This is a genomic window from Collinsella sp. CLA-ER-H7 (assembly GCF_040092345.1).
Lineage (GTDB): Bacteria > Actinomycetota > Coriobacteriia > Coriobacteriales > Coriobacteriaceae > Collinsella.
This window is the reverse complement of record NZ_JBBNLT010000010.1, coordinates 22,731-42,829: the sequence shown is the minus strand read 5'-3', so window position 1 is coordinate 42,829 and position 20,099 is coordinate 22,731. Positions and strand designations below refer to the sequence as shown.

The window sequence follows — 20,099 nt, the reverse complement described above, 5'->3', positions numbered from 1 at the left end:
GGCAAAAGGCCTAATTAATCCCTATTTCACCGCAAGATTTGATCAGTTGTTGGGATTACTTCACCTCGACAGGCTTGGCGCCGGGATAGCGCTTCTCAAAATCTAGGCGGTACTTATTGTCATTGGTGCCCGCCACGTTGTCGCGTGACAGCGGCGCCACGATCTCATTCTTGTGGTCCGCAGGCTTGGCGTATTTCAGGCTGATCTCCCAGGCATCACAGATTGCGTCAATGCGGTGATCCAGGTCGTCGTACAGGGCGATGATGTCCTTCCAGGAGCTGTAGTTCTTGGAGCTCGTCGGGACGTCTAGGTCCTCGACGATGTCGTAATACTGCTCGATGGTGTCCTCCGTGCGCTCGGCGACGTCGGCGAGATTTTGACGGGTGGTTCGATCCTCTTCCAGATAGCTGCCGTTGAAGTTCTGCGCGCAGCCACGGACGTAGTTGTCGAGATCTTCGAGCAAGTCGTAGTATTCGCTCAGTCGGCGGTAGAGGTTCTGCTCGGAGAGCGTTGCTTCGCCGCCATCCTCGTCGTCATCGTCATCATCGTCGTACAGGCTGTTGGGATCGCCGAGAGGCTTTAGGTCATCGTCGTCGACGTCATGGTGCAGCTTAGCTACCTCGGCAGTCGTCTGCGTGGCGGCGTTGTCGAAAGGCTTGATCACAAAGAAAACGACCAGGGCGATGATGATTGCCACCAGCACAACGATAACGGCGATAAGCGGCCCGGTGCCGCTCTTTTTGGGGGCGGGGGTCTGTGGCGAAGCGGGCGCGTATGCGGGAGCCGGCTCCTGTTGGGACGAGCCGCTCGCGACGGGTATGCGCTGCGTGGTCTCGACGGCCGCGGGGCCTGCGGCGGGGTCGGGGCGATAGGCGAGGGGGTCGTCCGCCTTGGCTTGCGGCGTATCGAGGGAACCGGTCTGCTCGAAAGCGGGCTGGCTATCGCTCGCGGCTGTTTGCTCAACGGGTGCACCGCACGAGGTGCAGAACTTGGCATTATCTGCAAGAAGCTTGCCGCACGAGGCGCAATACCGAGACATTGCCACTCCTTTCGCCACATTTCAATGCAATACGACGATTATACCCAGCGTCCAAAATTCTCCATCATAAGTTGCGGTGAAATAGGGACTGTTTGGCGGTCTCAGAGCTTCAATCAGTCCCTATTTCACCGCAACTTCGGGGATGCCTCGATGGCTAGGTTGGATTTGGGGCGCGCCGAGCACTGGGGTATCATGACTTGGTTGATATATCTGCATTTACGCGCCTTGTAGGAAGGGGCTGCGCCCATGGCTTTTGTGCCCGCTCAACATAGCTTCATTACGCTCGAGGGTGTCGATGGCGCCGGTAAATCTACGCAGGCGCGCCTGCTTGCCCGTGCGCTCGAGCTCGCTGGCTACCAGGTTGTGAGCCTGCGCGAGCCGGGCGGTACCGCCATCAGCGAAAAGATCCGTGCTCTGCTGCTCGACCCCGCCAATACGGCGATGGGCGACACTTGCGAGCTGCTGCTGTATGAGGCCGCCCGTGCCCAGCTGGTGCACGAGGTCATCGCGCCCGCCCTCGCTGCCGGCAAGGTGGTCCTGTGCGATCGCTTCTACGATTCCACGACCTGCTACCAGGCGTTTGCCGACGGCCTCGATCGTCAGATGGTGCGCGACGCCAACAACCTGGCCGTCGCGGATACGCACCCGGCGCTCACACTCGTTTATCACATCACGCCCGAGCAGGCGGTGCTGCGCATGGCAGCCCGTGGCGCGGCAGATCGCATGGAGGCTAAGGGCATGGCCTTCCAAGAGCGTGTCTACCAGGGTTTTTGCGCAATTGCCGTCGAGGAGCCAAACCGCGTAAAGCTCATCGACGCGACCGCGTCCATCGAGGACGTATTCGCACAGACGGTCGAGCAGGTTCGCGCCTACGGCCTCGACATTTCCCAGGATGCCGTCACCGCCGCGTTTGCCCAGGAGGCCGAGTAACATGGCCCCCGCTCAGGCAAGCCTGCTGGCCAAGCTTGACACCCAAGAGCGCGTGCGCGACTTTTTGACCAATGCCGTCGCCAGCGGTCGCGCATCGCACGCCTACCTGTTTTTGGGCGCGCCCGGCGCGGGCAAGCTCGACGCCGCGTGGGCGCTCGCCCAAGCTTTCCTGTGCGAGCAGGATGGCTGCGGCTCATGCGATAGCTGCGTGCGCGTCGCCCGCCATACGCACCCCGACGTGCACTATTACACGCCCGAGAGCGCCACGGGCTACCTCATCGCCCAGACCCGCGAGCTGCTCGATGACGTGCCTCTGGCGCCCATCCGTGCCAAGGCCAAGGTCTACATCATCGACCGTGCCGAGCAACTGCGCGCCAACACCGCCAACGCGCTGCTCAAGACACTCGAGGAGCCGCCCGAGGGCGTTATGTTCATCCTGCTGGGCACCTCGGCAGACGTGATGTTGCCCACCATCGTGAGCCGCTGCCAGTGCGTGCCGTTTCGGCTGGTATCGCCCGCCGTCGCCGCGCAGGCCGTGAGCCGCGCCACCGGTCAGGACCCTGCGCGTTGCCGCATGGCCGTCGCCGTGGCGGGAAGCCCCACGCGTGGCATCGAGTTCCTCAAGAGCGCTGAGCGCCAGGACGCCCGCCGTCAGATGGTTCGCGCCATCGATTCGCTTATCGTCGCCGACGAGGCCGACGTGCTCAGCCGCGCCAAGTCACTCATCGTCGCCGTTAAGGCGCCGCTCGCCGAGGTCAAGTCCACGCAGGAAAAGGTGCTCGAGCAAAACGCCGACTACCTGTCGCGTGGAGCATTGAAGCAGCTTGAGGACCGCAACAAGCGCGAACTCAACGCGCGCGAGCGTTCGGGTATCATGGAAGCGCTGGCGAGCGCGCGGACGCTCATGCGCGACGTGCTGCTGACGCTTCAGGACGAGGCAGCCGACGTGGTGAACGAAGACGTGCGCGACACGATCGGTCGGCTTGCCGCCGCGACCAATGTTGCGGGTGCCACCCAGGCGCTCGAGGCAGTCGCGACCGCCGAGCGCAACATCGCCAGAAACGTTACTCCCCAGCTGGCCATCGAGGTCATGCTGTTCGATATCAGGAAGGCACTGAAATGCCGTTAGTCGTACCCGTTAAGTTTACCTACGCCTCGCGCGACCTGTGGTTCGATCCGCAGGATCTGGATATCCTCGAGGCCGATTATGCCATTTGCTCCACTGAGCGCGGAACCGAGATCGGCCTGGTCACGGCCGATCCCTTTGAGGTGCCGCAAGACGAGATCGGTCAGCCGCTCAAGCCCGTGCTGCGCGTGGCGAGCGACATCGACCTCCAGCTTGCCGACGACCTGGCCATCCAGGGCGACGAGGCCATGGTCGACTTCCGCCGCCTGGTCAAGGAGCTCGACCTCGAGATGAAGCCGGTGGGCGTCGAGTACCTGTTTGGCGGCGAGAAGGCCGTGTTCTACTTTGCGGCCGAGGAGCGCGTCGATTTTCGCCAGCTCGTCAAGGATCTGTCCTCGACGCTGCACATTCGCGTCGACATGCGCCAGATCGGCGTGCGCGACGAGACCCGCCTGGTGGGCGGCTATGCCCAGTGCGGACAGGAACTCTGCTGCACGCGCTTTGGCGGACAGTTTGAGCCCGTCTCGATTCGCATGGCAAAAGAGCAAGACCTGCCGCTCAATTCCTCCAAGATCAGCGGCGTGTGCGGTCGTCTGATGTGCTGTCTGCGCTACGAGTTCGAGGCCTACAAGGACTTTAAGAGCCGTGCGCCCAAAAAGAAGACGCTCATCGATACGCCGCTTGGCAAGGCGCGTATCCAGGAGTATGACACGCCGCGTGAGCAGCTGGTGCTGCGCCTGGAGAACGGCAAAGTCTTTAAGGTCAACCTAGCCGATATGACGTGCTCGGAGGGCTGCAAAAAGAAGGCCGCCGAGCAGGGCTGCAACTGCCGTCCCGACTGCGTGACGCGCGACGTGCTCGAGCGCATCGAGTCGCCCGAGATGCGCCTGGCGCTCATGGAGCTCGATCGCGAAAACGGCGTCGATGTGGGCGATGGCCTGTCGAGTGCCGACCGTCTGGCCGGCACGTCGATGCCCAAGCGCCGTCGTCGCGATGCTGAATCCGATGCTCGCGCCGGTCAGGGTCAGGGCGAGGGCCGTGGCCGCGGAAAAGGCCGCGGTAAGGCCGAGACACCCGAGGCCGAGGGGGCGGCCGATGGCCGTCGCCGTCGCAAGCGCGCGGGCTCGGGCGATGCTACCGAGGTTGCAGCCGCGGGCAAGAACGCCTCTCGCGAGCGCGAGGTTCAGCAGCCCCAGCAGCAGAATCGCGGCGGCGGCATGAACCCCACACGTCGCCGCCGCCGTCATCTGTCGAGCGAGGAGCGCGAGGACGCCTTCCGCGCCGCAGCTGCTCGCGAGGCCGGTGCCGCTTCCAAGGGCGCCTCGGCCTCCGATGCGCCTGTCGACAAGAGCGGCAAGTCACGTGGCGAGGAGGAGCGCGCGCCGCGTCCGCGCCGTCGCCATTCCTCGGGCGCGCAACAGAAGCCCTCAGTGCCCTCCGTGGCCGATCAGGTCTCGGATGGCGAGGTCAAGGTTACGCGCCGTCGTCCCGGAGATGGCGGGGGAGCGGCTGCCAAGGCTTCGCGTGGCGCCGCTCGTGACGAGCGCGAGCCGCGCGAGCCGCGCGGTGGCGAGGGCTCGGCCGACCAGGGTCAAAAGCGCCGTCGCCGTCGCCGTTCCCGCAAGCCGCGCCAGGATGGTGGCGAGGGCTCGACCCCGTCTTCGTCCGCACCACAACCGCCTGCCGGCGAATAACGCCCGCGAGCGGATTTAGCCCGCCTTGCCCCGAGCGCATCGGGGTATCATAGCGCCGAATCAACAACCCTCCCTGCGACCGAACGTAGGGAGGGTTGTGTCTTGAAGAGCCATCTGAACATATTGAGCTGTCTGCAGGGTACCGGTGCCCTACCGTTTGCGGACGAATTGCTACCGTTTGCCGAGCGGGTGGCACGCGAGGCGCTCGAGGCATTGTCGCCAACACGATGTGCCGGCTGCGAGCGCGCCGGTACGCTTATTTGCCAAGACTGCCTGACTGCGCTCACGCTCATCGACCCACGTCATAGCTGCACCCGATGCGGCGCCCCGTTTGGGGATTTGCTGTGCACTGAGTGTTCGGTCGAGGGCACGTCCTCGGCAATGGCGGAGGCGCTCGACCGCTGCCTGGCGTGCGCCGTCTATGCGCATCCGCTGCCGCGCATCATTAAAGCGTACAAGGACGCGGGCGAGCGACGTCTGGCTCCGTATCTGGCGGAGCTGCTCTACGACACCGCCCTGCATGCCCAGGTCGTAGCGCCCGATCGCTATGGAGGTGTGCTGTCCGGCGCGGATGCGGTGGTGTTTGTGCCTGCGACGGCGGCAGCGTTTCGGCGGCGTGGTTTTGATCATATGGAGGCCATTGCGCGCCCATTTTGCGAGCTGTCGGGTGTTCCCCTGCTCGATGCCCTCGTCAAGTACGGGCATGGCGACCAGCGCGAACTCGGTCGTGAGGAGCGCCGCGAGCGTGCCCGAGGTATGTACGAGACGGTTGAGGACGTGCACGGCCGCCGCCTGCTGCTTATCGACGACGTTATCACCACGGGTGCGACGATGGCAGCGGCTTCGGCGGAACTCAAGCGCGCCGGTGCCACGGCCGTTGATGGCCTCGCTATCGCACGCGTTTGGTAGGGGTGGTTCAGATGGCAATAAAGATCGGGCAGCGTGGCAAGCCTGCAAGCGAGCAGCTGGCTGCTTCCGTAATTCTGACGGGCGCCTCGGCGCTACGCATGATGCGCGCCGAGCGCCGACAAATGGGTTACATCAGCTGGAGGGACCTCAGTCCCGATGAAGAGTGCCGTGTGCTGCGCGCGTCGTCGCCCTCGATCGAGGACATCTATCTTCCCGACTTGGTGCGGATTGGGGCCGCAAGCGGCGAGGTGCAAGAAGATCTTTGCTTGCTGGTGGGATCTGCAGCGCAGCGCCGCCGTATTCTTGGCGTGAGCTGGTCCGTATGCTCCGAGTTGCCCGCCGGCTCGATTCTAGAGGTGGAACCGGGGGTGTACAGTCTATCTCCCGAGGCCCTTTGCGTAGCCGTCGCGCGCGAGGTCGGCTGCATCCAGGCATTTGCCCTGGCCCAGGAGCTGTGCTCTAAGATTTCACTGAGTGACCGCGGGAAGTATCTGCCTCCCTACACCTCGCCTGTCGTGAACAAATTGGCAAAGGACAAAGACCAGCCGCCAGATGTCGGTTACTTTGAGGTCGAGTCCGTGCTGACACCCGATTGCCTGGTAGATTACCTCGCGGCATGCAAGGGGAATGTGGCCAAACAGCTGCTGCGCCTGTGTCCCTATCTGTCGGAAAACCTGCGTTCACCCATGGAGTGCATCATGCTTGCCATGTTTTCGCTTCCGTTTTCCTATGGCGGATTTGCCTGTGGTCCCTTTAAGACCGACTACAAGATCGAGTTCAACGACCGTGCACAGGCGATCTCGGGGATGCCGCATGCGGTTTGCGATGCCTTTCAGGAAGCAGCCCGGTTTGACTTGGAATACAACGGTGAGCTGGGCCATTCCTCTCGGAGGGGACGTATCCATGATGAAAAGCGCAACACGGGCTTGATTACTATGGGAATCGAGGTCGCGACGGTCAACAACGAAATGCTCTGTGACATGGAAGCGATGGAAGCACTCGCATGGCGCATCCACCAGCGTATGGGTAAGCGATATCGCAACCGTGTTGACGCTCGCAGAAAGAAACAAGAGACGCTATTTAACACGTTGCGGGCGTGTTTTGGGCTTAAACCCGCCTAACAATGCTCTGAAACAGGGGGTTGGATATATGCTTTGGCCAAAATATAGCAAATATGAGTACTGCTACAAATTCAGTAACAGCAAAATCAGGGATTTTGGGACTTGAAGATGGCGTAAATTAGAAAATTATTAAACAAATGTGGAATATCCTGGCATCAATCTGACGTTATAGAGCGTGAAAACAGCTTGCAGAGCCAAAAACTCCTGCTACTAAATTGGTAACAGTACTCATATTTGCTATTTTTTGGCCACGGCGCCCTAAGACGGGTGTGTTGGGGCTTTCCATGGGGGAGCGACGGGCTTAATCAGAGCGCGTGCGGCCCGTCCTGACCTGCGAAATCTGTACTCGCGATGCGAATAACGCCCCTAACCTTAAACTTTAGCTTGAACTTAGCTATAATGCGCTACGTTCCTGCCAGGCTGTGGTTGCGGGCGGACGAAATGCCCGTCCTAGTCCAAGACAGACGCGGTCAAAGGGATCCACGTAAGCGACCGCGTGCGCGCGGCGCGATCATGGCGCGTCCTAGATGTAAGCCGCACCGTCCGTTCTACTTTCTTTGGGGCAATACCGCCTCGCGGGCGAGCGGGCCAGTCGTGAAGGTGGCTGCGGCCTCCCGAGCAAACACCCCGGTGCGCAAGTGTGGGGTCAAATACCAGGTCAGCTGGTGGGAACAACCTGATATTCCGCGCAACGCACGGATCGTATACGACACAGAAGGCAGGGTAGTGGACATGGTGAGGGGCAGCTTGATGCACGCGGCTCGGTTAGGTGCTGGGGCCGCAGCGGTCATCGCCGTTTTGGGCCTGAGCGGATGCGCGTTCAACCCGCTGTCTACGTTCACGACTCCCACGATCGACCAGATCGAGTACGAGACCGTCACGCCGGCGGTGTCGGACGATGCCCTGGTCACTCCCGGAACCCTGACGGTCGCCCTCGATACTTCCGATGCGCCGCAGGCCATGCAGGACGCCGACGGCGAGCTCACGGGGTATGCGGTTGACGCCGCCCGCGCCCTCGCAAGCCGCATGGGCCTTAAGGTCGCCTTTGTCGATGCGTCTTCGGCAGATTCCGCGCTCGGCGACAAAAAGGCCGATATCTTTATCGGCGAGATTAACTCCACGGACGGGGACATTAGCTCGCTCGGCACCTGCCTGTACGATGCCACTTCCGTGTTCGGTAAAACTAGCGATGGTGGGTCGCTAAGCGTTTCCACCGATACCCTTAACGCGTCTACTCTGGGTGTCCAAATGTCCTCGGCCTCGCAGGAGGCGCTTGCTAAGCAGAGCATCACCGCCAATCAAAAGACCTACTCCAACATCAACGAGTGCTTTGAGGCGCTTGAGTCCGGCGAGGTCGACTATGTGATCTGCGACTCCACGGCCGGCGGCTACCTTGCACGCCTGATGAGCGAGGTCTCCTATGTCGGTGCGCTCGAGGCGCCCTCGACGCTTGGTGTTGCGGGCCTCTCGTCCAATGACAAACTGTGCCGCGCCGTGAGCGATGCCCTCGACGGTATTACGGCCGACGGCACGCTCGAGGCGGTCCACTGCGTCTGGTATGGCAGGATGCCCTACGACCTCACCACTAAGACGGTTTCGGGCGCTAACGTGCAGCCGGGCGACTCTGAGTCCAGTGAGACCACGTCCTCCGGCAGCGAGTCCTCCGATTCCAACAATGAGACCGCATCCTCCGAGGACAACTCGTCCAGCCAGGAAGGCGCCATCACCGACGACGACATTAACAAACTCAATAGCTAGTTATTGCTAGGGGTGGTGTCTCCTATACGTTGGAAAGGACACCTCTTCACGGTTTCAACACGCACTGCCGGGCTTCCCCGATGGGGGAGCCCGGCTTTTTCATCCCAATAAAATCAGCAGGTCAAAGCCAATTTTCGGGACCAAATACAAAGCCGTTGGCCCCCTCCTATAGCGCACTTTGCCACAGAAAAGTGCGAGACTTCGGTATGCGGTATCAAGCAATCGTTATTCGGGTCTTTAGGAATCCGCGTGATTAAATGCACGGCAATGGGTACATAGCCAGTACAGTAAGTCCCCGAGGCAGATTGGAGCCACGTATGGATATCAAGGTTTCTGGACGCAAGACGACGGTAACCGATGCTCTGCGTGCGCATGTGGATGAGAAGATCGGCGAGGCGCTCAAGGTTTTCGATATCGAGCCCATGACGGTCGACGTTGTACTTCGCTATGAGAAGAACCCCTCGAACCCCAACCCGGCAATCGTCGAGGTTACGGTTCGTGCCCGCGGTTCGGTGATTCGCGTTGCCGAGCACGGTGCAGATATGTACGCCGCCATCGACCTCTCCGCCGATAAGGTCACCCGCCAGCTGCGCAAGTTCAAGACCAAGGTCGTGGACAACCGCCAGGGCGGTGCCAGCGCCGCGGATGTCGTGCCGGTCGAGCGCGTCGAGGATCTGGCCGACCTGCTGCTGCCCGAGGAGGAGGACGACCTGCTCGTCCGCGAGAAGGTTATCGACGTCACCCCGATGACTGAGGAGCAGGCGCTGGTGCAGACAGATCTGCTCGGCCACGACTTCTACGTGTTCGAGAACGCGACGACTGGCCTCATCAATGTGGTGTATCACCGTAAGAATGGTGGATATGGCATCATCAAGCCCCGCATCGAAACACTTGACGAGTAAAATACGTTAACTTGCATGAGTTAACGGTTGGCGGCCATCCCATGCGGGTGGCCGCCTTTTTACGTAAGGAGTCGCTTTGATGGACAAGGCCGCATCCGCCGGTCATTCGGACCGTTGCCGCATCGTCGTCGATACCTGCTGCGACTTTAGCCCCGAGGTCGCCGCGAACCTCGATGTCGATATCCTGGGTTTCCCCTTCATTATCGATGGCGAAGAGCGCACGGACGACATCTGGTCGAGCATCACACCCAAGGAGTTCTACGACCGGATGCGCGCCGGTGCCCGCGTGTCCACCTCGGCTGTGTCGCTCGGTCGCTATATCGAGTTCTTTACCGAGTGCGCCAAAGAGGGCACGCCCACGGTCTACCTGTGCTTTACCTCGGCGCTGTCGTCGAGCTACAACTCCGCGTGCCAGGCGGCAGATGCCGTGCGCGCCGAGTATCCCGATTTTGAGCTTTACGTGGTCGACAACGCTCTGCCCTGTGCGACCGGCGCGCTCTTGGCGCTCGAGGCCGTGCGCCAGCGTTCGGCGGGACTGACCGCCAAGCAGCTGGTCGATTGGGCAAACGAGGCAAAGACCTACGTCCACGGCTACTTTACGCTCGAGAGCTTTGACGCGCTGGCTGCCGGCGGCCGCATTCCGCCCGCGGCGGCGCAGCTCACGGCAAAGCTCGATGTCAAGCCCGAGCTCTCCTACGACCTGGCCGGCTCGCTGTCGCTGATCGGCGTCAACCGCGGCCGCAAGAAGGCGCTCAAGTCCATCCTCAAGTCGTTCCGCGAGAACTACGTGCCCGATCGCACCATGCCCATCGCCATCATGACGGCCGATGCCGAAAAGGACGGCGACTGGCTCGAAGCCGCCATCCGCAAGGAGGAGGGTTGCGCCGACGTCACGATCATTCGCAGCTCCGTGGGCCCCACCATCGGCTCGCACGTGGGCCCCGGCATGGTGGCCTGCGCGTTTTGGGGTAAGAACCGCGCCGACAAGGCGTCGCTTTCCGACCGCATCGCCCGCCGCGTGCGCGGCCAGTAGGCAAGTAACGCGGCCGTAATCGATCCCAACTCACTGCCCAAACGCTGGCATCGAGTATTCAACCTGGTAACAACACCCAACCCAAAAGGAAAGGTTTCATGGCAAACAAGCTCTCCGTCGCATTTATCGGCACCGGAATTATGGGTGCCCCCATCGCCGGTCACATCCTGGATGCTGGCTATCCCGTCACGGTCAACAACCGCACCAAGTCCAAGGCTGCCGCGCTTATCGAGCGCGGTGCCGCTTGGGCCGATACGCCGGCCGATGCCGTGGCTAACGCCGATGTCGTCTTTACCATGGTGGGCTATCCCTCCGAGGTCGAGGAGCTCTACCTGGCGGGCGACGGCCTGCTCGCGTACACTAAGCCCGGCGCGGTCCTGATCGACCTCACCACGAGCTCGCCCGAGCTGGCGCGCGACATTGCCGAGGCCGCCCAGGTTTCCGACCGCATGGCGTTTGACTGCCCCGTCACCGGCGGTGAGTCGGGAGCTATCGCCGGCACGCTCACGGCTATCGTGGGCGCTACCGAGAACGACATCGCGCCGGTCCGCGACATCCTTGCCACCTTTGCGGCCAACATCTGCTGCTTCGACGGCGCCGGCAAGGGCCAGGCTGCCAAGCTCGCCAACCAGGTGTCGCTGGGCGCCTGCATGGTCGGCATGGCAGACGCCATGGCATTTGCCGAGCTGAGCGGCCTCGATCTGGAGAAGACCCGCCAGATGATCCTGGGCGGTACTGGCAAGTCCGGCGCCATGGAGAGCCTGGCTCCCAAGGCGCTCGACGGCGACTACAAGCCCGGCTTTATGGTCGAGCACTTCATTAAGGACCTGCGCTTGGCGCTCGCCTATGCCGACGATCGTGAGCTTGCGCTGCCCGGCGCCGACGTGGCCTTTACGCTCTACGACATGCTCGACGCCATCGGTGGCGCCAAGCTGGGCACCCAGGCCATCACGGTCCTCTACAAGGAGGAGGCCGACGCCATCGCCGCCGGTCTGGACTGGTCGCAGTATCGTCCCGAAGAGCACGGTGCTCACGAGGACGGCTGCGGTTGCGGCGAGCGCGGCGACGACCATGAGTGCGGTTGCGGTCACCATCACGGCGAGGACCACGAGTGCTGCGGCGGTCACGGCCACGATGACGGCCACGAGTGCTGCTGCGGCCACCATCACGGGGAGTAGCGCCCATGAGCTGGACGTTCGTGGTGCTCGCGCTGGTGCTCTTTCTCTTTGCGATCTACATCGGCTTTTTGTGCGGCCAGTGGGCGTGCGAAAAGCGCGTCATCACCAAGCGCGACTACTGGATCGCCAATTTTGCAGGTGCGGCGGCAGTCGTCCTGCTAACCTGGGTGTTTTCGCTGTTCCCGCTGGTGCAGTTTGCGCCGATCGGCTGGCTCGGCGGCTTTATCGCCGGCCTTAAGATGAGCTTTGGCGAGTCCGTCGGCCCGTGGCGCAAGCACGACGAGGTCTTTAACGTCAACAAGGCTCATCGCGCCGCCGCCGATGCGGGCGACGCCGAGGAGCGCCGCCGCGCGCGTCGCAATGGTGCAGCCGACCGACAACTCATCTCGGTCACCGATGACAGCAAGGGTGCTGGCAAGCACGCTAAGAAATAGTAAGAAGAGGTAACTATGGCAGAAAACAAAGACGAACAGCTCACCGACGAGGAGCTGGCACAGCTTCAGCTGGCAGAGGAGAACGAGAACGCCGTCGACCGTCTGGTCAAGGAGCTCGGCTGCCCCACGCGCCGCATCCGCCAGTTTGCCGCCCGCGTGCTGCACCTGCTTGCCGAGCGCGATCCGCAGCGCGTCGTGCCCTGCGTGCCCGCGCTGATCGAGGCGCTCGACCGCCCCGAGGCGCAGACCCGCTGGGAGGCCCTCGATGCCCTGACGGCGCTTGCTACCACCTGCCCCGAGCAGTTGGGCGATGCCTTTGAGGGCGCCGAGACCGCGCTGTTCGACGAGATCTCCTCCACGCTGCGCTACGCCGCCTTCCGCCTGCTGTGCGTGTGGGGCGCCACGAGTGTCGAGCGTTCGCGCGAGGCTTGGCCCATCCTGGACGAGGCCATCCAGTGCTATCACGGCGACCTCGAGTATCGCGACATGCTCGGTTGCCTGTACGAGTTTTGCCAGGGCGAGATCGACGCCGAGGTTGCCGAGAAGCTTGCGCTGCGCCTTAAGTTCGATGCCGAGAACGGTAAGGGCAGCTATCTCAAGGCCCGTTCGAGCGAGATTTGCGAAATGCTTGTTAAACGTTTTGGCCTGGATCTCTCCAAAAAGAAGAAGCGTGCTAGCGTTAAAAAATCTGACGACGCCGAAGACGAGGAGTAACAGATTATGGCGCACGATGTAGTCCTGATTCCCGGTGACGGTATCGGTCCCGAGATTACGCAGGCCATGCGCCGCGTGGTCGAGGCCGCCGGTGTCCAGATCAATTGGAACGTCCAGGAGGCCGGTGCCGGCGTCATGGACGAGTTTGGCACGCCGCTGCCCCAGCACGTGCTCGATGCGGTCGCCGAGACCAAGGTTGCCATCAAGGGCCCCATCACCACGCCGGTCGGCACGGGTTTCCGCAGCGTCAACGTGGCCCTGCGCAAGCACTTCGACCTGTACGCCTGCGTGCGACCCTGCCTGTCGCAGCCGGGCGACGGCTCGCGCTTCCGCGACGTTGATCTGGTTATCGTGCGCGAGAACACCGAGGACCTCTACGCCGGTATCGAGTTCGATGAGGGCGCTGCCGAGGTCGAGGAGCTCTCGCAGCTCGTTGAGCGTTCGGGCCAAAAGACCTTCGCCGCCGATTCCGCGATCTCGATCAAGCCGATCTCCATCGCCAAGAGCCGCCGCATTGTGGAGTATGCCTTTGAGTATGCCCGCCGCTGCGGCCGCAAAAAGGTGACGGCCGTGCACAAGGCCAACATCATGAAGGCGACCGACGGCCTGTTCCTGCGCGTTGCGCGCGAGGTGGCCGCCAACTATCCCGATATCGAGTTCAACGACAAGATTGTCGACGCCACCTGCATGGGCCTGGTCCAGAACCCCAACGACTTCGATGTCCTTGTACTGCCCAACCTGTACGGCGACATCGTGAGCGACCTGTGCGCCGGCCTAGTGGGCGGCTTAGGCATGGCCCCCGGCTCCAACATCGGTGCCGACTGCGCCATCTTCGAGGCTACGCACGGCTCCGCGCCCGATATCGCGGGCCAGGATATCGCCAACCCCACAGCCGAGATCCTCTCTGCTGCGATGATGCTCGATCACCTGGGCGAGAACGACGCTGCCAATCGCATTCGCGCCGCCGTATCTACCACGCTCGACGAGGGCGAGCAGGTTACCGGTGACGTGCGTCGTGCCCAGACCGGCTCCGTCGAGGGCGCTGTGGGCACGCAGGCCTTTGCCGATGCCGTTATCGCGCACCTGGCCCAAGGCATGCACGCTGCAAACGCCTAAATAGTACTTAAGTGTTTGCGTATAACCTAAGAATCAATACGCCCGGCGCTCTGCCGGGCGTATTCTATTGAGGACTATGTTTCCTAACAAGGAGTAACTGATATGGGTCTGATTCAAAAGAAGGACGAGAAGGACGAGATCGACGGCATCCAGATCATCGAGCGCGGCGAAGGCCCCGACGGTGACGAGGACGAGAAAATCGACCTGGTCGCCGGCACGTCTGCCGAACATATTGCCGCCGGCACGACCGCCGAGGAGGAGGACGCTCGCCTGGAGGCAAAGATCGCCGCGGACGCCGCCGACGAGAACCTCATGCCCGAGGCTCAGGATGAGGACGACGACTCCGACGTGGACGACCACGCTTGCAAGCACAAGAAGACGATGATTGCCGCCTTTGTGGTCGCCGTCGTGATCGCTGCCGTGGTCGGCTTCTTTATCGGCAACGGTGGTTTTGGCGGCAAGGGCGTCGGCTCGGCGACCCTGACCGAGGACCAGCTCGATTCGACCGTGGCAAGCTATAGCTACAACGGCAAAAAGAGCGACATCACCGCGCGTGAGGCCATCGAGAGCCAGTACAGCCTCGACACCGTCAAGGGCGACGACGGCAACTACACCGCTCCGTCTGCCGACGTTATCCTGTCCTACGTGCGCAACCAGATTCTGCTGGACGCTGCTGAGGACGAGGGCATTACCGTTTCTTCCAAGGAAATGAAGCAGTACGCCGAGGATTCCATCGGCACCTCCGACTACAAGACCATGGCCAAGCAGTACGGCGTGTCCAAGGACCAGGCCAAGCAGATCGTCCGTCAGTCCGCGACGCTGCAGAAGCTCTACAAGAAGAAGGTGGGCGATAGCTCCGCAAGCATGCCGACCGCCCCGACCGAGCCTGCTGACGGCAACGAGGAGACCGCGAGCAAGGACTACGCCGACTACATCATCAACCTTGCCGGTGATGAGTGGGATAGCTCAAAGGGCACCTGGAAGGACGCCGATAGCACCTACGCCAAGGCCTTCGCTGACGATGCCTTTACGGCCGATAGCGCTACCTATAAGCAGGCCATGACCGCCTACTATACTGCTTATCAGCAGTATTCCTCGCAGGCTTCGAGCGCCAGCTCCAAGTGGACCGAGTATGCTAACGGCCTCTACGCCAAGGCCAACATCAGCATCTACGGCCTGTTTGCGTAAAGAGTTGCACGGCTCATCGAGCATCTAGCTGATAGAAAACAAATTGCCCGCCAGTACGGAAGTCGTTCTGGCGGGCAATTTGCGTTGAGGGCGTGATTGGCGGCTTAATTATGGCTATTCATCTTTAAGTCCAAAAAGGCTATCGGCTTCATCGTCGGATATATATTCCAGTACATCGCCCGGTTGGCAATCGAGTGCCCGGCATATCGCGTCAAGAGTTGAAAAACGTATGGCAGAAACCTTGCCCGTCTTAATGCGTGACATATTGACCTGGGAGATGCCCACACGTTCCGCAAGCTCTTTGGATGAGATCTTGCGTTCGGCGAGCATGCGGTCAAGCCGCAGAATAATCATGGATTCCCCCTAGAGCAACTCGTCATCTTGCTTTTGCAGGATATACCCGTAGCGGAAGATGCTGGCAATCAGGCAAATAATCAGGCCTGCAAAGAGCATGGAGGGCTCGAATAACTGGCCGACGAACGCATCCGTAAAGCTGCCGCCAAATCCTGAGAGTATCATTCCCGTGATAACGGCACCAAGAAGCCTCACGGCAACGCCGCCGATAAGGAATAAATGTCCTACTCGACGAAGTGTCTGGTTGCATTCAAGGTCAAAGGGCCTGCCTTCCTTTTCAATGTTGAAGAAAAGCCTGCGCACGCTTATCGCGATGGTAAGCGCGAGGCATGTCATCAAGAGGCTCCCTATGGCAGTGTGACCATCGTGTGCGACGAGCATAAGTGGGGCCTGCGCATCGGTACCGACGATAGCAAGGCACGGCCCTTCGCCGGCTTGAAGTTCTACGGATTGGAGACACGATCCTTGGGAGAGGCCGGGCAATATGAGTAGAAGGTCAATCGCAATGACTGCGAGGAGTCCCAGGGCGAGCGCGGTGGTAATGCAGATCGTGGCCCATTTGCAGATGCGAGCGAGCTTCCTCAGTTTGGCTATCGTCTGTTCGCGGCTGATGGTTTCATTCGATATAGTTGCGTTTCGATGGACCATAATCCCTCCAATCGGCGTTTTGTATGATACTTGTATCATATCAGAATTAACGATAAACGATAAATAATTACGGATAATGAGTAAGTAATGATTGAAAACGATTAGCGTGAGCTATTAGCTCATTTTGGATGCTGGAGTTTGGCGCGCGGGGGATGAGGACAAATGCCAAAACTTCCCGTGATCGTTCCCGTGATTGCGCAAGCGCTCCATTGTGTTTCCCTAATTCATATGGGAAAGCAGCTGCAAACGATTGCAAGTAACCGGTAAACGGTCGAAAACTACCGTTCACCGATAATCTCAAAACTGGTTCTAACTGGTATTAAGTCAAAAAGACCAATTCACATATCTTCACAATGACCTGCAATTTTTCTACACGCTATTTTTAGCCGCCCTGCGTTGTTTAGACACAGGAAAAGATCCGATCTTTTGCCAAAACATTTCGAAACGGTTTCAAAACCGCAGGTAGAAGTGTTAACGACCGGTAAACGGTCGATTTATCACCGTGAGCGGTGCAAAAACGTTTTACCGTATGAATCAACGAAGGCGACCTCTTTTGGGGTGATATAGTGACAACAACACGTCACGTGGTTACTACCAGTTTAGAAACCACTGGTCTTCAAAGAAGGCTTTCTAAGAAGCTTTAAGGGCGAGCGCCCGCTGGCTTCCGAAAATCATCGGACTCAGATTGTACACACCTTCGGAAGGGAAATTTGAATGGTTGGCTTTATTCTTACCGGTCATGGACAGTTCGCACCCGGCCTAGCTAGCGCTATCGCTATGGTTGCCGGCGACCAGCCCGCTTTTACCGTCGTTCCTTTTGAGGGCGACCAGGCTGCTTCCTACGGTGAGGATCTCCGCGCCGCTATTACCGCCATGCGCGAGGAGTGCGATGGCGTGCTCGTCTTTACCGACCTGCTTGGCGGCACCCCGTTCAACCAGTCGATGATGATTGCCCAGGATGTCGACAACGTCGAGGTTCTGACTGGCACCAACCTTCCCATGGTTATTGAGCTTCTGTTCCTCCGCGGCAATGCCACGCTCGCCGAGCTTGGCGAGCAGGCCGTGACCGTTGGCCAGACGGGCGTCACCGCCCAGACGGTCGCATCCGTTGCCGGCTCCGAGGAAGAGGATATCTTCGGCGACGAGGACGGCATCTAATGGCCGATTTCGGAGCCAACGTCCTGAGCTCCTCGGTCGCCCTTTTAGGCCTGCTTGTCATCATGGGCTTGATTTACACCGTCTGGTCGCAAATCAACATGAAGAAGAAGCAGAAGTACTTCAAGGAGCTGCACACCGAGCTCAAGCCGGGTCAAGAGGTTCTTTTCGCCGGCGGTATCTACGGAACCGTCAAAGGCATCGAAGGCGAGAAGGTCCAGATCAAAGTCCGATCCGGAGCCGTCGTAGATGTTTCGCGTTACGCGATTCAGGAGATCAAGTAACTGTCGTCAGCAAATAACGAAAGGAAGCTGATCAACATGGCAGAACCCAACATTCTTCTTACCCGCATCGATAACCGACTGGTTCATGGTCAGGTTGCCACCCAGTGGAACTCCACTCTGGGCTCCAACCTCATCCTCGTCGCCAACGACGACGTGGCGTCCAACACCATGCGCCAGAACCTCATGAAGATGGCCGCTCCCGCCGGCGTCGCTACGCGTTTCTTCTCCCTGCAGAAGACCATCGACGTCATTGGCAAGGCGAGCCCGCGCCAGAAGATCTTCATCGTGGCCGAAACACCGGAAGACGTGCTTACGCTCGTCAAGGGCGGTGTGCCTATAAAGAAGGTAAACATCGGCAACATGCACATGTCGGAAGGAAAGCGCCAAGTCGCCACCTCCGTCGCAGTTAACGACGAGGATGTCGCTGCGTTTAAAGAGCTGCAGGAATTGGGGGTGGAGTTGGAGATCAGGCGCGTTCCGAGCACGCCTGTTGAGGACACGAGCAAGCTCTTCTCGTAATCCTCGTGATCCACGTTGTCAGGAGTGAAACCCTGACGTTCTGTACGTGATATCCAAAGTGCGTACATACATTTTGAAAGGAGGAGCAAGATGGAATACTCGATCATCCAGATCGCTCTGGTCTTCGTTGTCACGTTCATCGCGGCAATCGACCAGTTTGACTTCCTCGAGTCTCTCTATCAGCCCATCGTCACCGGCGCCGTCATCGGTCTTATCCTTGGCGACCTCAACACCGGTCTTCTCGTGGGTGGTACCTATCAGCTCATGACGATCGGCAACATGCCGATCGGAGGCGCTCAGCCGCCTAACGCCGTCATCGGCGGCATCATGGCAGCCATTCTCGCTATCGCCACGGGCCTCGAGCCCAACGCGGCAGTCGGCCTCGCCATTCCGTTCGCTCTGCTTGGCCAGCTTGGCGTTACCCTGGTCTTCACGCTTATGTCCCCGCTTATGTCCACGGCCGATAACATGGCTCACAACGCGGACACCAAGGGCATCGAGCGCCTGAACTACTTCGCCATGGCTCTGCTCGGCCTGATCTTCGCTGTCGTCGTCACCCTGTTCTTCATCGCTGGCGCTACCATCGGTCAGACCATCGCTTCTGCCATCCCGACGTGGCTGCAGACCGGTCTGTCCGCTGCAGGCGGCATGATGCGCTTCGTCGGCTTCGCCGTCCTGCTCAAGGTTATGATGAACCGCGATATGTGGGGCTTCTTCCTCATGGGCTTCGGCCTCGCGCTCATCACCGTTGCCAACGATTCGCTGGCAACCCCTGCTCTGCTCATCCTCGCTCTCATCGGCTTCGGCATCGCTTTCTGGGACTTCCAGCAGCAGACCGAGCTGAAGGGTGCAGCTGTTTCTGACGGAGGTGACTTCGAAGATGGCATCTAATGAGTATGTGATCCCGGAGCACTACGAGGATCTCACTCCTGCTCCGCAGCTCGACCAGAAGACCCTCAACAAGATGGCTTGGCGCTCCTGCTTCCTGCAGGCCTCGTTCAACTACGAGCGTATGCAGGCCGCTGGCTGGCTCTACTCCATCATCCCCGGTCTGGAGAAGATCCACACCAACAAGAACGACCTCGCGGCTTCCATGAGCCACAACCTGGAGTTCTTCAACACCCACCCGTTCCTCGTCACCTTTGTTATGGGCATCGTGCTTTCGCTCGAGCAGAACAAGGTTGACATCCCCACGATCCGCGCCGTCCGCGTCGCCGCAATGGGCCCGCTCGGTGGTATCGGTGACGCCCTGTTCTGGCTGACGCTCGTGCCTATCACGGCCGGCATCACCTCCAACATGGCCATCAACGGCAACGCCGCTGCGCCGATCATCTTCCTGGTGATCTTCAACGCCGTCCAGTTCGCTCTGCGCTTCTGGCTCATGAACTGGTCCTACAAGCTTGGCACCAGCGCTATTGACGCTCTGACTGCCAACATGCAGGCCTTCACGCGTGCCGCTTCCATCATGGGCGTCTTCGTCGTCGGTTGCCTGGTCGTCACCATGGGTGGCACCCAGATCAACCTCCAGATCCCCAACGGCACCACCCGTGGCCTTGCCCCTACTACCGTGATCGTCTCCGAGAAGGAGGCCGAGAACTTCACCGGTATGGAGGGCATCGATACCGAGACCGCTGAGGCCGGTACCATCGCCATGACCGATGAGGACGGCAACGCCCTCACCGCCACCGATGCCGACGGCAACGAGGTCAAGTGCGGCGTCGCCGATCTGGGCAACGGCATGGAGTCCGTGACCTACGCTACCGTTACCGAGGATCCGGTCAACTTCTCTGTTGCCGACACCCTCAACACCATCGTCCCGAAGCTCGTCCCGCTTATGCTTACGCTGCTGCTTTACTACATGTTCGCTAAGCACAGCTGGACCCCGACCAAGGGCATTCTCCTGCTCTTCGTCCTTGGCATCCTGGGCGCTGGCCCGCTTGGTCTCTGGCCGAGCATCTGGTAAGGCTCTAGCTTGAAGGGTGTGTCCCTACGCGGCT

The 20,099-nt window shown here is 60.3% G+C and carries 21 protein-coding genes; 18 read left to right on the top strand and 3 right to left on the bottom strand.

What is annotated here, in order from left to right:
• Nucleotides 1–55: 55 nt before the first annotated feature.
• Nucleotides 56–1,039, bottom strand: coding sequence for a zinc ribbon domain-containing protein (locus AAAX75_RS07010; RefSeq protein WP_349091580.1), 984 nt, complete (start codon nucleotides 1,037–1,039; stop codon nucleotides 56–58).
• 246 nt (nucleotides 1,040–1,285) lie between these two features.
• On the opposite strand from AAAX75_RS07010, the gene tmk reads away from it, so the two are divergent.
• The 13 genes from tmk (at nucleotide 1,286) to AAAX75_RS06945 (ending at nucleotide 15,142) form a co-directional block, all read left to right on the top strand.
• A complete protein-coding gene (tmk, locus tag AAAX75_RS07005; protein ID WP_349091579.1) occupies nucleotides 1,286–1,969 on the top strand; it encodes a dTMP kinase in 684 nt (227 codons plus the stop codon).
• Between the two features lies 1 nt (nucleotide 1,970).
• A complete protein-coding gene (locus AAAX75_RS07000; RefSeq protein ID WP_349091578.1) occupies nucleotides 1,971–3,098 on the top strand; it encodes a DNA polymerase III subunit in 1,128 nt (375 codons plus the stop codon).
• Nucleotides 3,089–4,789, top strand: a complete 1,701-nt coding sequence (gene ricT, locus AAAX75_RS06995; RefSeq protein WP_349091577.1) for a regulatory iron-sulfur-containing complex subunit RicT — start codon at nucleotides 3,089–3,091, stop codon at nucleotides 4,787–4,789. The genes AAAX75_RS07000 and ricT overlap by 10 nt, the downstream gene beginning before the upstream one ends.
• Before the next feature lie 102 nt (nucleotides 4,790–4,891).
• A complete protein-coding gene (locus AAAX75_RS06990; protein WP_349091576.1) occupies nucleotides 4,892–5,698 on the top strand; it encodes a double zinc ribbon domain-containing protein in 807 nt (268 codons plus the stop codon).
• Nucleotides 5,699–5,709: 11 nt separating this feature from the next.
• The gene (locus AAAX75_RS06985) at nucleotides 5,710–6,819 is read left to right on the top strand and encodes a hypothetical protein (RefSeq protein ID WP_349091575.1); all 1,110 of its coding nucleotides are present in this window, start codon (nucleotides 5,710–5,712) and stop codon (nucleotides 6,817–6,819) included.
• A 732-nt stretch (nucleotides 6,820–7,551) separates the two neighbouring features.
• On the top strand, nucleotides 7,552–8,577 hold the full coding sequence (locus AAAX75_RS06980) for a transporter substrate-binding domain-containing protein (RefSeq protein ID WP_349091621.1): 1,026 nt from the start codon (nucleotides 7,552–7,554) through the stop codon (nucleotides 8,575–8,577).
• A 317-nt stretch (nucleotides 8,578–8,894) separates the two neighbouring features.
• Complete coding sequence (gene raiA, locus AAAX75_RS06975; protein ID WP_260699507.1) at nucleotides 8,895–9,479, top strand: ribosome-associated translation inhibitor RaiA; 585 nt, start codon at nucleotides 8,895–8,897, stop codon at nucleotides 9,477–9,479.
• 79 nt (nucleotides 9,480–9,558) lie between these two features.
• Nucleotides 9,559–10,512, top strand: a complete 954-nt coding sequence (locus AAAX75_RS06970; protein ID WP_271758711.1) for a DegV family protein — start codon at nucleotides 9,559–9,561, stop codon at nucleotides 10,510–10,512.
• Nucleotides 10,513–10,610: 98 nt separating this feature from the next.
• Nucleotides 10,611–11,690 carry an NAD(P)-binding domain-containing protein gene (locus AAAX75_RS06965; RefSeq protein ID WP_349091574.1) on the top strand — a complete coding sequence of 360 codons (1,080 nt, stop codon included), beginning with the start codon at nucleotides 10,611–10,613 and terminating at the stop codon, nucleotides 11,688–11,690.
• A 5-nt stretch (nucleotides 11,691–11,695) separates the two neighbouring features.
• Nucleotides 11,696–12,124, top strand: coding sequence for a hypothetical protein (locus AAAX75_RS06960; RefSeq protein ID WP_055310425.1), 429 nt, complete (start codon nucleotides 11,696–11,698; stop codon nucleotides 12,122–12,124).
• Between the two features lie 15 nt (nucleotides 12,125–12,139).
• Entirely contained in the window at nucleotides 12,140–12,838 is a 699-nt protein-coding gene (locus tag AAAX75_RS06955; RefSeq protein WP_117820896.1) for a hypothetical protein, read from the top strand.
• A 6-nt stretch (nucleotides 12,839–12,844) separates the two neighbouring features.
• On the top strand, nucleotides 12,845–13,954 hold the full coding sequence (locus AAAX75_RS06950; protein WP_349091573.1) for an isocitrate/isopropylmalate family dehydrogenase: 1,110 nt from the start codon (nucleotides 12,845–12,847) through the stop codon (nucleotides 13,952–13,954).
• Between the two features lie 102 nt (nucleotides 13,955–14,056).
• Nucleotides 14,057–15,142 (top strand): hypothetical protein, encoded by a 1,086-nt coding sequence (locus AAAX75_RS06945; protein WP_349091572.1) that lies wholly within the window; start codon nucleotides 14,057–14,059, stop codon nucleotides 15,140–15,142.
• Between the two features lie 114 nt (nucleotides 15,143–15,256).
• Here AAAX75_RS06945 and AAAX75_RS06940 read toward each other — a convergent pair whose 3' ends face one another.
• Nucleotides 15,257–15,472, bottom strand: coding sequence for a helix-turn-helix transcriptional regulator (locus AAAX75_RS06940; protein WP_254179377.1), 216 nt, complete (start codon nucleotides 15,470–15,472; stop codon nucleotides 15,257–15,259).
• 33 nt (nucleotides 15,473–15,505) lie between these two features.
• Nucleotides 15,506–16,144 carry a hypothetical protein gene (locus AAAX75_RS06935; RefSeq protein WP_349091571.1) on the bottom strand — a complete coding sequence of 213 codons (639 nt, stop codon included), beginning with the start codon at nucleotides 16,142–16,144 and terminating at the stop codon, nucleotides 15,506–15,508.
• Between the two features lie 714 nt (nucleotides 16,145–16,858).
• On the opposite strand from AAAX75_RS06935, the gene AAAX75_RS06930 reads away from it, so the two are divergent.
• The 5 genes from AAAX75_RS06930 (at nucleotide 16,859) to AAAX75_RS06910 (ending at nucleotide 20,065) form a co-directional block, all read left to right on the top strand.
• Nucleotides 16,859–17,302 (top strand): PTS sugar transporter subunit IIA, encoded by a 444-nt coding sequence (locus tag AAAX75_RS06930; RefSeq protein WP_035137680.1) that lies wholly within the window; start codon nucleotides 16,859–16,861, stop codon nucleotides 17,300–17,302.
• A complete protein-coding gene (gene yajC, locus AAAX75_RS06925) occupies nucleotides 17,302–17,583 on the top strand; it encodes a preprotein translocase subunit YajC (RefSeq protein WP_035137679.1) in 282 nt (93 codons plus the stop codon). The genes AAAX75_RS06930 and yajC overlap by 1 nt, the downstream gene beginning before the upstream one ends.
• Before the next feature lie 36 nt (nucleotides 17,584–17,619).
• On the top strand, nucleotides 17,620–18,102 hold the full coding sequence (gene agaV / locus AAAX75_RS06920; protein ID WP_022094611.1) for a PTS N-acetylgalactosamine transporter subunit IIB: 483 nt from the start codon (nucleotides 17,620–17,622) through the stop codon (nucleotides 18,100–18,102).
• A gap of 90 nt (nucleotides 18,103–18,192) precedes the next feature.
• Nucleotides 18,193–18,993: a PTS sugar transporter subunit IIC gene (locus AAAX75_RS06915; RefSeq protein ID WP_022094610.1), complete on the top strand. Its 801-nt coding sequence runs from the start codon at nucleotides 18,193–18,195 to the stop codon at nucleotides 18,991–18,993.
• Nucleotides 18,983–20,065 carry a PTS system mannose/fructose/sorbose family transporter subunit IID gene (locus tag AAAX75_RS06910; protein WP_195232807.1) on the top strand — a complete coding sequence of 361 codons (1,083 nt, stop codon included), beginning with the start codon at nucleotides 18,983–18,985 and terminating at the stop codon, nucleotides 20,063–20,065. The genes AAAX75_RS06915 and AAAX75_RS06910 overlap by 11 nt, the downstream gene beginning before the upstream one ends.
• Nucleotides 20,066–20,099 lie beyond the last annotated feature (34 nt).

Coding starts and splice junctions, on each gene's coding strand:
- AAAX75_RS07000 (WP_349091578.1), top strand. CDS start 1,971: ATGGCCCCCGCTCAGGCAAGCCTGCTGGCCAAGCTTGACACCCAAGAG.
- AAAX75_RS06965 (WP_349091574.1), top strand. CDS start 10,611: ATGGCAAACAAGCTCTCCGTCGCATTTATCGGCACCGGAATTATGGGT.
- AAAX75_RS07010 (WP_349091580.1), bottom strand. CDS start 1,039: ATGTCTCGGTATTGCGCCTCGTGCGGCAAGCTTCTTGCAGATAATGCC.
- AAAX75_RS06960 (WP_055310425.1), top strand. CDS start 11,696: ATGAGCTGGACGTTCGTGGTGCTCGCGCTGGTGCTCTTTCTCTTTGCG.
- AAAX75_RS06940 (WP_254179377.1), bottom strand. CDS start 15,472: ATGCTCGCCGAACGCAAGATCTCATCCAAAGAGCTTGCGGAACGTGTG.
- tmk (WP_349091579.1), top strand. CDS start 1,286: ATGGCTTTTGTGCCCGCTCAACATAGCTTCATTACGCTCGAGGGTGTC.
- ricT (WP_349091577.1), top strand. CDS start 3,089: ATGCCGTTAGTCGTACCCGTTAAGTTTACCTACGCCTCGCGCGACCTG.
- AAAX75_RS06930 (WP_035137680.1), top strand. CDS start 16,859: ATGGTTGGCTTTATTCTTACCGGTCATGGACAGTTCGCACCCGGCCTA.
- AAAX75_RS06945 (WP_349091572.1), top strand. CDS start 14,057: ATGGGTCTGATTCAAAAGAAGGACGAGAAGGACGAGATCGACGGCATC.
- agaV (WP_022094611.1), top strand. CDS start 17,620: ATGGCAGAACCCAACATTCTTCTTACCCGCATCGATAACCGACTGGTT.
- AAAX75_RS06980 (WP_349091621.1), top strand. CDS start 7,552: ATGGTGAGGGGCAGCTTGATGCACGCGGCTCGGTTAGGTGCTGGGGCC.
- AAAX75_RS06985 (WP_349091575.1), top strand. CDS start 5,710: ATGGCAATAAAGATCGGGCAGCGTGGCAAGCCTGCAAGCGAGCAGCTG.
- AAAX75_RS06915 (WP_022094610.1), top strand. CDS start 18,193: ATGGAATACTCGATCATCCAGATCGCTCTGGTCTTCGTTGTCACGTTC.
- AAAX75_RS06950 (WP_349091573.1), top strand. CDS start 12,845: ATGGCGCACGATGTAGTCCTGATTCCCGGTGACGGTATCGGTCCCGAG.
- raiA (WP_260699507.1), top strand. CDS start 8,895: ATGGATATCAAGGTTTCTGGACGCAAGACGACGGTAACCGATGCTCTG.
- AAAX75_RS06935 (WP_349091571.1), bottom strand. CDS start 16,144: ATGGTCCATCGAAACGCAACTATATCGAATGAAACCATCAGCCGCGAA.
- yajC (WP_035137679.1), top strand. CDS start 17,302: ATGGCCGATTTCGGAGCCAACGTCCTGAGCTCCTCGGTCGCCCTTTTA.
- AAAX75_RS06910 (WP_195232807.1), top strand. CDS start 18,983: ATGGCATCTAATGAGTATGTGATCCCGGAGCACTACGAGGATCTCACT.
- AAAX75_RS06970 (WP_271758711.1), top strand. CDS start 9,559: ATGGACAAGGCCGCATCCGCCGGTCATTCGGACCGTTGCCGCATCGTC.
- AAAX75_RS06955 (WP_117820896.1), top strand. CDS start 12,140: ATGGCAGAAAACAAAGACGAACAGCTCACCGACGAGGAGCTGGCACAG.